This is a genomic window from Vibrio sp. Isolate24, from assembly GCF_022398215.1.
Lineage (GTDB): Bacteria > Pseudomonadota > Gammaproteobacteria > Enterobacterales > Vibrionaceae > Vibrio > Vibrio coralliilyticus_A.
Genome location: NZ_JAKEUU010000003.1, coordinates 201,520 through 216,935 on the forward strand (window position 1 = coordinate 201,520; position 15,416 = coordinate 216,935).

Genomic DNA, 15,416 nt, shown 5'->3' on the forward strand with positions numbered 1-15,416 from the left:
CATGAAAAAGCTCTCTTTATTTTTGACGTTAACCAGCGTTCTGTTGACCACTCCACACGCTTGGTCAGAGTCCCTTTCAGCCACCACACAGCAACCAGCTTATCAGGTGGATAACGATCTGATTCTAGGCCGCATAGAAAACGTCTACTACAACGATATTCCAGAGCTAAAAGATGTTCCTTTTATGGGTAAGATCGATACTGGTGCCGATACCACCTCGATTCACGCCGAAAACATTCATCTATCCAGCACACACCCTGACTTTAAACACCTGACCGACAACGATCTGCTGTGGGCGGTAGTTAACGACCGACGTAAGAAGAAACTCAAACGTACAACGGAAACCTATTTGTCTTATCAGGTCACCATTGCCTTCACCATTCGTCACCCATACACAGGTGAAAATATTAATATTAAAGATGATCTAGAACGCATCAGCATTATTCGCAGTCGAACCAGCAAAAAGCCAATTCTCCGTCCGGCGGTCAAAATGCCTTTGACCATCGGCGGACGAACAGTCGAGGCCATGATCAATCTCACCAAACGCAGTCAATTTTCCGCACCGATTCTGATTGGTAAAACCTTCCTAGAAGACAATGCCTGGGTCATGGCTGGGTATGACTATCTGCAAGAACAACCTCACGCTCAGGTAATCGGCAAAAAAGAAACGGTGCAAGTCGATGGCCTACCTTATAAAGTCAGCGTAGCAACCACCAGCCGCTACTCCAATGCTCATGCACTGGATGTCAACATCGATAAGAAGAACAACTTAGTTTCATTCAAACTGGAGGGAGAGAACGGTGAGAGGAAGTCGATGACATTGCCTCTGATTCGCACTTTGAAAACAAGCGAAGCTGAACGCCCTCTGGTGTACTTACCCGTCAAACTTAATCAAGACCAAACTCAACACTGGCTGGTTTATCTTCGTGATCGCGGCCATTTAGACAGCCAGATTAGCCTCGGGCGCGATGTGGCCAGCGAACACTTTGTGATCAACACCGAGAAAGCAAACCTGCTCCAAGACGCTGACACCAGCTTTAAAAGCGCTCTTAAATCAGACCCTCTGGTGATCTCACCAAAGGAAACCATCACCATAGATCAAGATTACCAGCTCCCTGCTCATCCGAGCTTTGTCGTCAAAACACCGCTTCTGAGAGTTACAGAGTTCAAACTAAGTAATAAAAATGGCAAAGAGCAGGTCAGTTTCATTCTTGAAAACAGCCAAGGTGAAATGAAAACGGTGAGTAAGCGTGTCCTGCGTAAACTCAAAGTTGGTAAATCCGTTCGTCCGGTTGTCGAAGGCGTATTCGAGTTAGGGGACAAAAAACGCGAACTGGAGTTCGCTATCGACAAACTAGGGAAAGGCGATGCTCAACCCTTCTTCGTCATGGGACATAGCATGGCTAAAAATGGTGTGCTGTTAAATACCAGAACTGAAAACCTGCTCACACCGCACCCGTTGTTCAAAGCAGGGTACATCGAAGTTGCCCAAGTGGAAGAGTTGTCGTTTCCCGTCAAACTCGATACTGGCGCTGATGTCAGCTCGATAAACGCACAAAACATCAAACAGTTTCAGAAAAACGGCAAAGATATGGTCACTTTCACTTACGAAAATGATGTCGGCATGAAACAGGAGTTCACACGGGAAGTGGTCGATGTGATGAGAATTAAAGCCAAGAAAGGCGAAAAAGACAACGTTCGCCCTGTGGTCGAGATGCGAGTCAGACTAGGAGAGATAGACCAAACGATTCGCGTCAATTTGCAAGATAGAGGCCGTTTCCATTACAGCATGATTTTAGGAGAGAACTTCCTCAAATACGGAGCGATCGTCAGCAGTGACCAAGCCTATATCGTGACGGATGAACCTGACTACGAAAAATAGTAACTCAGTGCCGCGCTCACCGGCGCGGCACTGGTGTCATTCTGAGTAGCAGATACTGTTCACAAACCACTCTTTCTCGCCTTCTGGCGTCCTGACACTGAATTCATCATCAACTTCTTTTTTTAATAACGCTCGAGCCATCGGGGAATCAATCGAAATGTAATCCTTGGCATCACCGTAAATCTCATCCGGACCAACAATACGAAATTTCTTTACATCTCCCGCTTCATTTTCTACTTCAACCCACGCCCCAAAAAACACTTTACCTTCCTGCTGCGGCGCATAATCCACCACTTTTACCTGCTCTAAGCGTTTGCGTAGATAGCGCACACGACGGTCAATTTCACGTAGACGCTTCTTGTTATATTGATATTAGTACTACTTAGGAAAGCATACTAAAACTGCACATATCCACATTATCCGTTAGGTCTGGCTTGGTAACTATGAAACTGGAATTTGTGAGAACTATAAACTATATACTAATTGGTATATTAAGAAATCCTTAGTATTGGTTGAATTGTGTGAACTCCCAGGAATGTGCGAAATGTCTGAAAAGTTTATGAGTTATGAGCAAGCTAGGAAGGCGGCAGTTAAGCTGAAGATAAAGTCAGCAAGAGAGTATAGAGAGAGCTACGAAAAAAAAGAGAAAGATGAATCTTCTCTCAACATTGATGTGCCGAAAACGCGGAAATAAGTGTATTGAGGTGAACTATGAATGATAACGAGCGCTGGACGAGTTGGAGTGAGTTTTTAAAGAGCAACCGTCGACTTTGTGATAGTGATGGGTTGGGATGCAAAGAGGCGAAGCAGTTCAAGCACTGCCCTGTAAAGATGACTCACTATTACAGTTCAAATTGGTCTGGATGGCATAATTACCTTCAAAAAACAAAGAAATGAACTTCGTTATAAAGCGTGGAGTGCACTACATAGCTGGTACAGGTCGGCCCTCATTTCGCTTTCCAGCGCTTTTTACTGAAAGTGGTTTGCTGATTTCTCATTTGAGATTTTTGCATGATAATCGCTACAAATCTCAGTCGTGGCTTGAGCGCAATACCTTCGCTGTAGAGCTCCTTTTAAAGTTCGTAGAGCGCCGAGTATCAAACTTCTCATCGGCTACAAAGCTACTAAGAGCTTTTGTTGAAGCGTTACAGTTCGGAACTATTCAAGACGGGCAAGATTGCTCTGGGCTATTTTGGTCTCCTCGAAGCAATGAAGATGTGAATGTTCTTCTTCGTCATATTACCGATTACTGCGACTACTTAGACACCATCCATGGTACTGATTTACCTAAGCTAAATCCTTTGCGTAAAGCCAATCATGCAGAAGAGCGCTTGCAATGGTGTGCTTACTACAGAAGGCACAGTCGTTGCTTTCTGAATCATTTAGCTAAACCGTCCCGACAGCAATTCTCAGCTGTTAGAAAAGTTCGAGGACCTGCGAGGCATCTATTCGATATCGAAGCGGTATATCGCTTTCCAGAAGATAGAATTGAAGACTTACTTTTGCACGGGTTTGTTTCTGCCTCAGGAGAGCCGGATTTTAGTAGTCAGTTAATCGTAATGTTGATGCATTTTGGTGGGCTACGATTGTCAGAGTGTTTCCATATATATACCCATGATGTGGATATAGATAAGAAATCAGGTTCTGCTCTTATCTCGGTTTTCCATCCTAGTGATGGAAAGTCTCCAGATAAACGTTTCAGTAAACGAAACGAATTCTTGGCTAATGCATACCGACTGAATCCAAGGAATGAGTATTCGAGAAGCCATAGGCTCTACGCTGGCTGGAAAGGACCTCTGCTCACAAATCGCGACCTATCCTTTGATGTCATGTTTTATCCGGCAGGTAAAGCCGTTGAGTTCACTTTGTTACTGCAAAAATACCTTTCGACTAAACCAGCTTCAGACTCTCCTTTCCTATTTGTTAACTCAAAAGGTAACCCTGAGAGTAAAAAGAACTTTCTTCAAAAATATAACAGAGCCATTCAACGAATTGGGCTAAAGCCCCACAAATCGCTAGGGACAACTCCACACGCTCATCGCCATTCCTACGGCTATAGATTAAACCAAGGAGGCTTTTCTCAAATGGAAATTCAAAAAGCGATGCACCATAAAAGTCCTGATAGTTGTTTAGTCTACTTGAAACCTTCTGACGAAGAGGTTCGTCGTCAAATGAGAGGCGTTCACTGTTGAAAAAGTTTTACGCAACTATAAACCAAGCAAGTAAAGCGGCGATAGGATTGGGCATTCAATCGCAGCCGGAATATAAGCAGCGTTACAAAGAAGATGAACGTCTTCCCTCGAGCCCATATAGGGTTTATGCCGATGACTGGGTTGATTGGTTTCGTTTTCTGGATAAAGAGAAGTGGCCTTGGTATTCGACATATGCAGAGGCCAGCAAAGCGGCGATAGGATTGGGCATTCAATCGCGGCCGAAATATTCGCAACGTTACAAAGAAGATGAGCGCCTTCCCTCGAGTCCACATCAAATTTATGCCGATGACTGGGTTGATTGGTTTCGTTTTCTAGATAAAGAGAAGCGGTCTTGGTATCCGACATATGCAGAGGCCAGCGAAGCGGCGATAGGATTGGGCATTCAATCGCAGCCAGAATATTCGCAGCGTTACAAAGAAGATGAACGTCTTCCCTCGAGCCCATATAGGGTTTATGCCGATGACTGGGTTGATTGGTTTCGTTTTCTGGATAAAGAGAAGCGGTCTTGGTATCCGACATATGCAGAGGCCAGCGAAGCAGCCATAGGATTGGGCATTCAATCGCAGCCAGAATATTCGCAGCGTTACAAAGAAGATGAACGTCTTCCCTCGAGCCCATATAGGGTTTATGCCGATGACTGGGTTGATTGGTTTCGTTTTCTAGATAAAGAGAAGTGGCCTTGGTATCCGACATATGCAGAGGCCAGCAAAGCGGCGATAGGATTGGGCATTCAATCGCAGCMRGAATATMAGCAGCGTTACAAAGAAGATGARCGCCTTCCCTCGAGTCCACATCAAATWTATGCCGATGACTGGGTTGATTGGTTTAGTTTTCTAGATAAAGAAAAGCGGCCTTGGTATCCGACATATGCAGAGGCCCACGAAGCGGCGATAGGATTGGGCATTCAATCGCAGCAGGAATATCTGCAGCGTTACAAAGAAGATGAACGYCTTCCCTCGAGTCCACATCARATTTATGCTGATGACTGGGTCACCTGGATTCACTTCTTATTGCCCAGAGATATTTCTAACCTGAAACAGTTCAAAACAGCATGTGCGATTCTAAAAATCAAAAATTCAGCCCAATATAGAGTTACACAAAAGAACTATCCTCAATTACCCTCAAAACCTGAAACAAGAATACCTGACTGGAGCAACTGGTATGATGCTCTCGATATACCACGACCTTATGGATATGACGAACTAGCTGCTTTGGTTCAAAGCAAAGGTGTTTGCAGTCTTGCAGAATATGCGAAGCTTCGAGCGGAATCCAATGATCCCAGAATGCCAGTAAAACCAGAAGAGCATTATCAGGGGAAAGGTTGGACTAACACCTATGACTTCTGGGGCGTTAAACGACCGTATCAAGTGAATTATTTTACTGATGAATGGTCTTTGTGGGCGGAGACGATAAAAGAGTTTCTCAAGTCTGCACGTGGGGGAGATACCAAAGCGAAGGACCTGTGTGAATTTGTTCGTAAATACATTGAGCCAAATGGTTTTGAAACATCCCCGCTGGAGTTTCTCACACGTGGCTCGACAAACATTCAACCAATGCTCAATCTGTTTGAACAAGTTCCAGTGACAAGAAGAAAAAAATGGGCGTTCTCAATCAATGAGTTCTTAGATTGGATTATCTCGAGTTATCTTATTTTAGAAGACACAGAGACCGGAGAAATTACTCACATCAAGGACGCTAAAAACCCTTTTAGTCACATTAACTTTAATGGAGAGACTGCTCCTCAAGTTGTCAATGAAACAGGCAAGATGAACCTGCCTTATCAATTTGTAAAACTGGGGCGAGAGTGGATATTTCCCTCAGACTCAGTAGAGAAAAAGTTAAGCTATCGGGACTTGACTCACTTGCATCGTTTTTCATCAGATTGGGTGCCGATCACCGATAGCTCTCTCATAGATAAAAAAGATCCTGATTGCGTTTTCAAAGTTGAAAATGGAAAAACCTATCTTTGGTTTCCTACATACTGGACCTATACCTACTCACTCATGCAACTCCCTGCAAGAGGAATGCAAATCGTCTATTGCGATTCTGGAGAGGCTGATCAAGAACTCGCCGACTTTCAGAACAATAAAGTCGTTTGGAAGAAAAATAGAACTATGCTGGCTGGTCTAACTAATCGGCAGGGCATGGTAAGTAAGTCAGGGCAAGGAGAGTTTGGTGTCCATTACACGTCGAACAAAACTAAGTTTGATGGTTCGGGCTACACGATACCCTTCATGCCCATAGAGCTGGCATATTGGTTGGTAAAGCTTAGAAAGTGGCAACAGAAATACAATCCAATTAAGGAGCCAACAAAATGGCTTGATTGTGAGCGCACTAATCTAAACGAAGTACAGCGTAAGCAAAAAGGGGCGAACTGTTTTTTATTCCGAGACTATCTAGAAAAAGAGCCTGGCACATTTGGTGGCAGACTAACGACGCGGCTTGCTGCAGCGCTATATTTCTCTGGCAAGAATGATATTACAACGGCTACTTACAAAGGATTGAAATACAATCAATCGATTGAAGAGCTGGAAAATAGCCAAACGATACCGCTTTCACACTTCAAATCCCCTTACACTCCACACTCAATGCGCGTTAGTCTGATTAACGCATACGCGTATGAGTTCGGCATTCCTTTGGAAGTCATCATGAAACTGGTAGGCCACTCCAGCATCATAATGACTATCTACTATACCAAGAGTGATAAAACAGGCGCCAACTTACGAGAGAAAATGGAGTTGGGAGAAAGGGAAGCGATGAGCAAAGCAACTCAGACACTCAAATCCTTTGTGGAGCAGCAGCGAATTGAAGAGGTGAAATCACAGTTGGTAGGTTCGTCTATAGATTTACTAAATTCACTAGACAATGCCCGGCCAGCCTCAAGCTATCTTTGGAAAGACTTTGGTATCTGCCCTGTGGGAGGTGCTTTTTGCTCGGAAGGGGGCTGTCCTGTAGCCACGAAAGCCAACATATATCACCCCGTACCAGCAGGTTATTTGGGTGAGCAGAACTGTTTTCAGTGTCGTTTCTTTATTACCGGCCCTGCTTTTTTGGTTGGACTTTCAGCCATGTTCAATGAGATTAGCCTAGCCATAAACACTCAGTCTATACGTTACGCTTCCCTTGGGCAGAAGCTTGATAATATTGCAGAGAAGATAGATGTCATTGATCACCAACTTTACAAAATTAAAGCGGATAACTCAGAGAAGTCGGCTTTGGAGTCTGATAGACGTGAGTTAGTCGGAGAGCGTGCACACTTGAACTCAGAAATTGAAACACGTGCGAAAAAGCTGGATTTGTATCTCTCAGACATGAACGCGATTCACCGACATATACATAATTGTCAAACTCTTATGCGTAACCCTAAAGAAAATGCGGAGAATCAGTATCAGCTTATTGTTCCGCATGAATTCACACTAGGTGTTGAGTTAGATGAAGTTAGCAGTTTTCATCAGCTATCAGAGGTATGTTCGAATGCAGAACTGTACCATAGTTGTAGTGATGATTTGGCAGTAACCAGGCGCTCCCAAATGATCGACAAAATGATGGTTGAAAATGGTATTCAGCCGCAACTGTTTTTACTGTCAGAAGAAGAACAACTCTTAGTGGGTAACCAGTTAACAGAGTTGATGCTGACACGCTTGAAGGGCTGGGAGAACGTTGACCGTCTCATGGATGGGAGCTTGACCCTCAAGGACTTATCGATAGACAACCAGTTTGACGAAAAGACGATTCGTGAATTGTTTGAGAAGTCGAAACCACTAAAAAGGATCGGTTAGTATGTCAGAGATTACTCCTGAGCAAGTACTGAGTCAGCTAAAAAAGAAAGCATCATCTCGGGTACAGAACTCATTAGAGGCCGTGTTCACCATATGCAAGGAACAACAAGAACGCGGATTGAACGACTTTAGTTATTCAACGATAGCTCGTCTTGGAAAAGGGCGAGGTGTTCCTGCTGCACAAAGCATCCGAAACAAAACCGGTGAATCCTACCGAACCTTAATTGCTAGCTTCAACTCTGCAACAGAAGACCAACCTAGGCAGGTACGAAACACCTCAAAAGGTAAGATGCACGCTTGGATAGATGAACTAGAAGATCCAATCGTTAAGCTTCAAGCCAACATTCTCTATGCTCAGAAGAAGGAAGCGGAGCGATTACTTAATGAAGTAGTGCCTATCAATCAGGTCATTGAAGTGTTCGATAACGTCGATATCTCTGTGGCGTCGATTAAGCTCACGGAGTTGGAGCGAAGCGCATTGGAGTACATTATTTCTAGTGAGTTTTTGCGCAGACATCAATTGGAAGTTGGAGACGATGGCAGTATAGTCTCGAGTGATACTCAAAAGTCTTTTTTCGGTGTTGCGACTATCGATGCAATCAAAAAGGCGCTACAAAACTTATAGATAACTTGGACTGTAGAAGTGAAAACAAAAATAATCACCAGAGAAGGTTACAACAAACTCAAAGCGGAACACGACCATCTGTGGAATGAGAAGCGTCCAGAGATCACCAAAATCGTCACATGGGCAGCTAGCCTTGGCGATCGTTCTGAGAACGCTGACTATACCTTCAACAAGCGTCTACTTCGTCAAATAGATCGTCGAGTTCGCTTTTTGCGAAAGTTTTTACCAGAAGTCACCATTGTCGATTACTCGCCTCAACAAGAAGGGAAAGTATTTTTTGGAGCTTGGGTAGAGATCGAAAATGATGCCGGTGATGTTAAGACGTTTAGAATTGTTGGGCCTGAAGAAATCTATGGCGATGCAAAAGACTATATTTCCATTGACTCACCAATGGCACGTGCGCTACTCAAAAAGGAAGTTGATGACGAAGTCACAGTTCGTACACCTGAAGGTGACAAAGAATGGTTCATTAACTCGATTAGCTACACCAAATCCTAACTCTCTTCGGAACCGCTCAACTTATTGATAAGCTCTTGCCTCTCCTCTTCACTCAATTCTGCAATCAGGCAAGCTAACTTGGCAGAGCTTTCTTCCTCACAAAAGAAATAGTTCAAAGGAACGCCTAGCTCGTCAGCAATGAGCTTTAGAGTCTGTATGTCAGGAGCGTGTTTCGCTTTCTCATACTGATTCATTCTAGCGCTTGCCGAACCTTCATCCATACCTATTCGCACCCCCAAGGCTTTCTGGGAGAGTTTGGCTTTTTTGCGCGCTTCTTTAAGCCTCGCTGGGACTGGGCTAGTAAATGACATTTTCGGTTCATGTGTGAAAACCTACAGTAACTAAGATTTTCTTAGTTTCATTGATTTCTGTATACTAAGCAATCCTTAGTACTCGGTTATGTATGAGTTTTAAATGAAACGTTCGACGAAAATCAGTGCGATTATGCACAAGCTATTGATTGAAAAAGGTATGGATGGTTTTTCGGTTATTGAACTACGCGACGCCTCTCTTTCTATTAGTGAGCTTTGGAAGGAGCCTGATGAGGCAAGAAAAAGACTATACAGACAGATTCTTCGTTTTTTGAGAAACGGTTGGCTTGAAAGTGAGGGAGAAGGACGAGATAAAAGATACTTTCAAACACATTTGTTTCGTTCTCTTAATGTAAAGCCTAAAGTAGAACGAAAGAATACTGCATCTCCTGCGAAATCCACTCCAGATTACTCGGTATTGCGCCATGAGCGAAACCAGTACAAAGCTGAGTTAGAGATTGTTCTGGGTGAGATCAACGAATACCAATCGCTTAATCGTCGTTTCCCCGAACTGGAAAAGAGGCTCATCCCTATGTTGCAACAGGCGAGAGATCATTCAGCACATCTGTTTGGCAAAGTGAACGCACTAACCAAGTTGATTAACACCATCTCCTCGGATGTTGTCGAATGTTGAGAAAATGGCAGCAAGAATGCTCTGAAAGAGCGTTAGAAAATTACAAAAGCAGGCAATATCACTTTTTTTGCCAAGCTACCCCAGGAGCTGGGAAAACAGTATTGGCGGCAACTATTGCTTTTAGATTATTGAAAGATGGGATGGTTGATCTTGTTTTGTGTTTCTCACCATCATTAACGGTATCAGATGGGATAAAAAGAACCTTTTCAGAAGTTCTCAATTGTACTTTTAATGGTGGTTTGGGTTCGATTGGGCAGTCGCTAACCTACCAATCTATTCAGTTTCTGAGCGAAGAGTTCTGGCAAACTCTGCGTAAATATCGAGTGTTTGTTGTGTTTGATGAGATGCATCATTGCTCTGGTTCCGAATACGAAAAGGCGAATGTTTGGGGACAACAGATCCTTACGAAGATTCAGGGGCTAGCAACCTACACCTTAGCGCTGTCAGGTACACCTTGGCGTTCAGATGCATTACCGATAGTAATGGCACAGTATAGCAATCCTGATGGGCAGCTCTTGGTCAACTACCAATACACACTGAAACAAGCCGTTGCTGACAAGGTTTGTAGAGCACCAAGAATAGTACTGGTAGACAATGAACACTTGTCGATAACTAGCGACGGAAAAGCAGAATCGTTTTCATCGATTCTTGAAATGCTAAAGCAAACTAAAACTCCTTATCAGAGCGTAATTCAAAATCAAGAGGCCATGGAATACTTGCTTGGACTTGGTTGTAGAAAGCTTGCTGAGATACGTACTCAAAATCAAAATGCAGGAGGGCTAGTCGTTGCTTCTTCTGTTCAACATACCCAAGAGATTAAAAAGGTACTTTTGCATAAGTATCAACAAACTGTTTCTATTGTGACCTATCGTCATGAAGAGCCCTTGGCTGAGATTGAACGCTACCGGAAGGATAGTACTCAGTGGATAGTCAGCGTTGGAATGATTAGTGAAGGTACTGATATTCCTCGCCTTCAAGTTTGTTGTCATATGAGCTCAGTAAAAACAGAGCTTTATTTTAGACAAGTACTAGGACGAATTCTGCGAGTGAATCAAGCCTTGGACCAACAAGCGTGGCTATTCACTTTCGCAGAACAAAGTTTGATTGCGTTTGCTGAACGGATAGAACAAGATTTTCCAGAGTCTTGTATGTTTATTAGGGCAGACACTCCCGAAACACTTACAGCAAGTGATTCAGGGCAAAAAGTGGCTGTTAACGGTTGCAATGTCGATTCAACAAGCAACCATACAGATTTGAGATGGAATGGTGTCGCTGAACGTGGTCGCACGGTAGATGACGTCACGAGCATTCCTGACGAGGTTCAGTTTGGCGGGTTCAAGCAGCGTATTATTTCAGCGTTTCAAGCAGTTTAATGGTGGATACCTTTGGTATCCACCTTCACCTACTTTGGGGCAAGTTAGAATGTGACTTACTGACATGCTTCAGCCCCGTAATGTGTTTAGAGCGCGGTAAACCTTCACAAGATAAATTGGTCAGTTAAAACAGCGTAGCTTGTTCGTAAAACAAGCAGTCTCCCAATTGTGCAACAGCCTGTTGCACAAATCAGTCAAAAACAACAATGCCCTAAAACTGAGTAGGAGTAAGAACTCACAGCATTTCTACTGGTTTGCTTTTGACGGAACTGAGTATTGAAGCTTCGTAAAACGGTTACATATTGGCCCTAGAAAAACTGAAACTATATTCGATGTGGGGCCAAACAGGCGTGAGCACACTTATGTAATGAACAAGCGATAGCAACGAAATACTGCGTCGGGCACAGAGCCAAGAATATGTGATTGTGTTGTGTAATCAGTTACATATATATTGAATGAAACAGCTCTTTCAAGGTGAAATGATGACAATTGAGCAAGTTTCTGCCAGTACACAGCGTCTTATCAATGCGTTTCCACACGGGACGGTTCCCTCGCTCGATGATACAAACCCCATTTACGAGTTACTTGAAAAGACTTTTTATGAGGCCCGTGTGATTGGTTCTTCCGAAGGTTGCTATATGCCAATGCCTTTTCCTACCGGTGTGGGTAAAACGCACAATACGTTGTCATTAATTATCAAAGCAACTTTAGATGATATTGAGCAAGAACTGACTTTAAGCGAAGACTACGAACCGAGGACCATCTACTACATTACCAATTCTGTCGATAATGTGTTGGAAGCCTATAACAATCTGGTGATAAGGGTAAAAGAGAGTAACTTTCTCAATGAGATCCAAAAAGCCACCGTTATTGAGCGTTTTCTTTACGCACCTTCAAACTCCCGCTCGTTACTCGATATGTTGGATCATAAAAATGATGCCCTGGACAAAATTTTCACTCTGTTTGAGGTTGAGAAAAATGCAGCGTTAATGAACAGCATTGATCAACTGCGAAGTGAACAGAGCGTGCTTAATGTTAATCTTTCCGCAGCGCAAAAGATGACCCTCACTCAGCGCATTACTGATACTGCTAATGAATGTTATTCAGCACTCATACGGCACATTCAAAAAATACAATTAGGTGATAAACCAGTATCCTTGACCGAAAGAAATGTTGCGCTATTAAGTGCACTTATTCCGGGAGTAAAAGTAGAAACTGGTGTCGCCCGGGTTGTATTCATGACTACCAAAAAGTTTCTATTTGGGCTACAGCAATCCAAAGGCAAGTTTCACCCCGCAAGTCATCTTGGTAACAACATGTTATTAATTGATGAAGTCGATCGGCAGCATCAGGAAATGTTGACGCATTTAGTGTCATCCAATGATACGGACTTACTTGCGACTCTACGTACCATTCATTCCAATCTAAAAGAGCAGAAACTCTGTACGAAACCACAGTACGATGGCATCGAGGAAATGTTTGAAAAGTACCTTGATAAGGTCAAAGAGTTTTTCGAGAAATGGTCGCTTCAGTACTCTTTCGATGTGCATCCTAGTGTCATTAAAGAAAACAAGGAGATCCTATTATTTAGTGACACAATGACGACACACATTACCAGCGTAAAAGGAAGGTTGGCATTCAGTTTTAACAATGCTCATCAACAACATGAGATCTCACATTATGGCCAGTTTGAAGACCGTGCAGAAAATGACTTCCCTAAATTTCTTGGTGGCCTTGAGCGTCTGGTCAATCGAACATTCCACTCTTTGGTTCGTCGAGCAGAAGAGCGGTACAGAGAGAACCGTTCCAAGAAAATGTCTGAATATGAGCTTCGTCAGTTAACCTCATCACAGGCGATAGCCAGCATTCTAGATCAGCTCAATCTTCATAGCCTGCGTCAGCAATTGAATCAGCAGTTAAACTATCTAGTTGGTAGGAAATTTAGCCCTCGCAGAAGCGCGGCTAACTACCATACTCGAGGCATACGCATGATCGAAGTGGACCGACTCCCGGAAGCTCAAGATTCGGTCATGTTCAAACATCACGGTTATAGCATGTCTCCAACTGGCATGCTGGCAGCGTGGGTAGAGTCAGGGTGCTGTATTCTGGGAGTTAGTGCGACCGCGGAATGCCCCTCTGTCATCCATAATTTTGACATAAAGTACCTGGAGCGAAGCTTGGGTTCTAATTTTATTCGATTGTCCCGGTCTGAGCGCAGTGCAATTCGTACTTACTATGAGAGTGAGCGCAATTACAGTGGGAGGGGGGTTGAGATTGTGCTTAGTCATGTAGAGCACGACTATGTCTTTATTCGAGATCTTCTTGGGCAGTGGAACCCTAAAGCCAAAAATAGAGAGCTACTTTATTGTTCATTATTCCAATGTACCGAACTGCAGATTGATTTCAATTTAAGCTGGTTGAGCAAGCTGTGTGAGGCAATGCAGAGGTTCGCACAATGCCCCAATAACCGCTACATGCTTGGTATGCTCAATCGCAGCATTAAAGGTGACTTAAACAAGTTCCTAACCTGGTATGGAAAACACCTTTCTGAGAATATACAAGCACCCGTAAAGGTAGTCACTGGCATCAATGCACATTTTCTTAAGCAAGGGCGATTTGATAAAGAGGTTATTTCGCACCTTGAGAACCAGCCAGGAAAAGTGATAGCCATTACGGCGTATCAAACCATGTCATCAGGGAAGAATCCGGATTACAAGTTTGACCCCAGATTTGAAAATGATTCATTGAGACATGTGGGACATAGAAGTCGCGAACGAACCGATATCGACTTCATGTATCTTGAAGAACCAACTAATCTAATTTCAGTCGAGGGTAAACCTGAGACTCGCACGAGCGATCGCTTATTGCTTTTAAGTTACGGTATGGCGTTGCAGCAAGCCGGCATACTCCCCCCTAAAAGCAGTAACATATGGGCGCATAAAGTTGTGACACACAGCAGTCCCTTTAACTTATGCAGAGAGTTAAAGGGTCAGTTTTACCAAAAAGATTCAACCGATAGTATCAATGCTATTTTTCGGGTGATTGAGCAAGCCGTCGGGCGGGCGGCTCGAACTGAAATGAAACGAGAGTCAGTCTATATCGTTGCGGATTCATTACTGGTTCAGTTGCTATCCAAAGACGAGCGCGATGTGTCCCTCTTTTCTCATGAATACCGAGAGCTTGTTGCCTATGCCAAGCAACAATTTGGCATGTTAAACACCCCCGTTGATCGAGAAGCTAAACATCGCCAGAACTTAGCGATATTGCATACGGGACGCTCTCTGGGCGCTATAGAACGAATGTTATATCGAATCAATGAACAACAAAACTCTGAACATATTGAAGGCTGGCAGTCGCTGAGACACAACGTGCTAAAGGTGCCAGCCTCTGTAGAAGCACCTACTTATGAGGAATACTACGTCCAGTCTCCAGAAGACCGTGGTTATTGCTACACACCTGCTTTGAATGAACGGCATTCGGATGACTATCGATTCTTTGAACTGGCTGTTGCCCCTATCAAGCGAGTGAGTGAGCTACGTTCCTTGCTACCAATCTTTATGCGAAATGAAATTGCGAAGGCCCATTTTGAATCGAAGGGGTTTGCAACTCAATGGGCACCAGATGCACGTTATATGCTAACTCCTCCCATGTTTATCAACATTTATTTGGGAGCGTTAGGGGAGGAAGTCGGTAAAGCTATCTTCAAACATTATGAGTTCAGCTTTGAATCTCTGCCGGTTGAGCACTTTGAGGTGTTTGACGAAATTATTGTTCGCGAAGGAAACAAAGCTCTCATTGATTTTAAACATTGGGATCTTGCCTCTGTGCGCTCATTGCCAGATGAGGAACGTAAAAAAACCATGGCTGAGTTGAGTAAGAAGCTATCGGCACTTGAACTAAACAAGCTAGTGGTCTGTAACATGCTTAAGCAAGGAGATGAGCCCGTATCGTACTACGATTCAGATTTTAACTCATTGCCCAGCCACGTAGGGTCATCAATTATCGCTATCCCGAGTTTAATCAATAAGCGTGATGGTAGTGTCGATATAGACTCAATTACAGCTCTGTCTCGCTGGTTGGACATCTAAAGGAGTAACTAAC

At 43.6% G+C, this 15,416-nt stretch carries 10 protein-coding genes and 1 pseudogene; 9 read left to right on the plus strand and 2 right to left on the minus strand.

Annotated elements, in window-relative coordinates; all coding sequences use genetic code 11:
• Position 1: 1 nt before the first annotated feature.
• Entirely contained in the window at positions 2–1,882 is a 1,881-nt protein-coding gene (locus tag L1D23_RS13705; RefSeq protein ID WP_239867163.1) for a RimK/LysX family protein, read from the plus strand.
• Positions 1,883–1,918: 36 nt separating this feature from the next.
• Here L1D23_RS13705 and L1D23_RS13710 read toward each other — a convergent pair.
• Positions 1,919–2,254 (minus strand): annotated as a pseudogene (locus L1D23_RS13710) (GreA/GreB family elongation factor); the annotation flags it as partial.
• Between the two features lie 172 nt (positions 2,255–2,426).
• Between L1D23_RS13710 and L1D23_RS13715 the strand changes: the two are divergent.
• From L1D23_RS13715 to greB, 5 genes are all read left to right on the plus strand, one after another.
• On the plus strand, positions 2,427–2,576 hold the full coding sequence (locus tag L1D23_RS13715; RefSeq protein WP_239867167.1) for a hypothetical protein: 150 nt from the start codon (positions 2,427–2,429) through the stop codon (positions 2,574–2,576).
• A gap of 199 nt (positions 2,577–2,775) precedes the next feature.
• Positions 2,776–4,074, plus strand: coding sequence for a gamma-mobile-trio recombinase GmtY (gmtY, locus tag L1D23_RS13720; protein WP_239867170.1), 1,299 nt, complete (start codon positions 2,776–2,778; stop codon positions 4,072–4,074).
• Positions 4,071–7,874, plus strand: coding sequence for a VPA1269 family protein (locus L1D23_RS13725; RefSeq protein WP_239867173.1), 3,804 nt, complete (start codon positions 4,071–4,073; stop codon positions 7,872–7,874). The genes gmtY and L1D23_RS13725 overlap by 4 nt, the downstream gene beginning before the upstream one ends.
• Before the next feature lies 1 nt (position 7,875).
• A complete protein-coding gene (gene gmtX / locus L1D23_RS13730; protein ID WP_239867176.1) occupies positions 7,876–8,499 on the plus strand; it encodes a gamma-mobile-trio protein GmtX in 624 nt (207 codons plus the stop codon).
• 18 nt (positions 8,500–8,517) lie between these two features.
• A complete protein-coding gene (greB, locus tag L1D23_RS13735) occupies positions 8,518–8,997 on the plus strand; it encodes a transcription elongation factor GreB (RefSeq protein WP_239867179.1) in 480 nt (159 codons plus the stop codon).
• On the opposite strand, the gene L1D23_RS13740 is transcribed toward greB, so the two are convergent.
• On the minus strand, positions 8,994–9,308 hold the full coding sequence (locus L1D23_RS13740; protein ID WP_239867182.1) for a helix-turn-helix transcriptional regulator: 315 nt from the start codon (positions 9,306–9,308) through the stop codon (positions 8,994–8,996). The genes greB and L1D23_RS13740 overlap by 4 nt on opposite strands.
• Positions 9,309–9,411: 103 nt before the next feature.
• On the opposite strand from L1D23_RS13740, the gene L1D23_RS13745 reads away from it, so the two are divergent.
• The 3 genes from L1D23_RS13745 to L1D23_RS13755 all read left to right on the plus strand — a co-directional run bounded on the left by L1D23_RS13745 (position 9,412) and on the right by L1D23_RS13755 (position 15,403).
• Positions 9,412–9,942 (plus strand): hypothetical protein, encoded by a 531-nt coding sequence (locus L1D23_RS13745; RefSeq protein WP_239867185.1) that lies wholly within the window; start codon positions 9,412–9,414, stop codon positions 9,940–9,942.
• On the plus strand, positions 9,936–11,315 hold the full coding sequence (locus L1D23_RS13750) for a DEAD/DEAH box helicase family protein (protein ID WP_239867188.1): 1,380 nt from the start codon (positions 9,936–9,938) through the stop codon (positions 11,313–11,315). Before L1D23_RS13745 ends, L1D23_RS13750 begins: the two co-directional genes overlap by 7 nt.
• 455 nt (positions 11,316–11,770) lie before the next feature.
• The gene (locus L1D23_RS13755) at positions 11,771–15,403 is read left to right on the plus strand and encodes a hypothetical protein (RefSeq protein WP_239867191.1); all 3,633 of its coding nucleotides are present in this window, start codon (positions 11,771–11,773) and stop codon (positions 15,401–15,403) included.
• Positions 15,404–15,416: the final 13 nt, after the last annotated feature.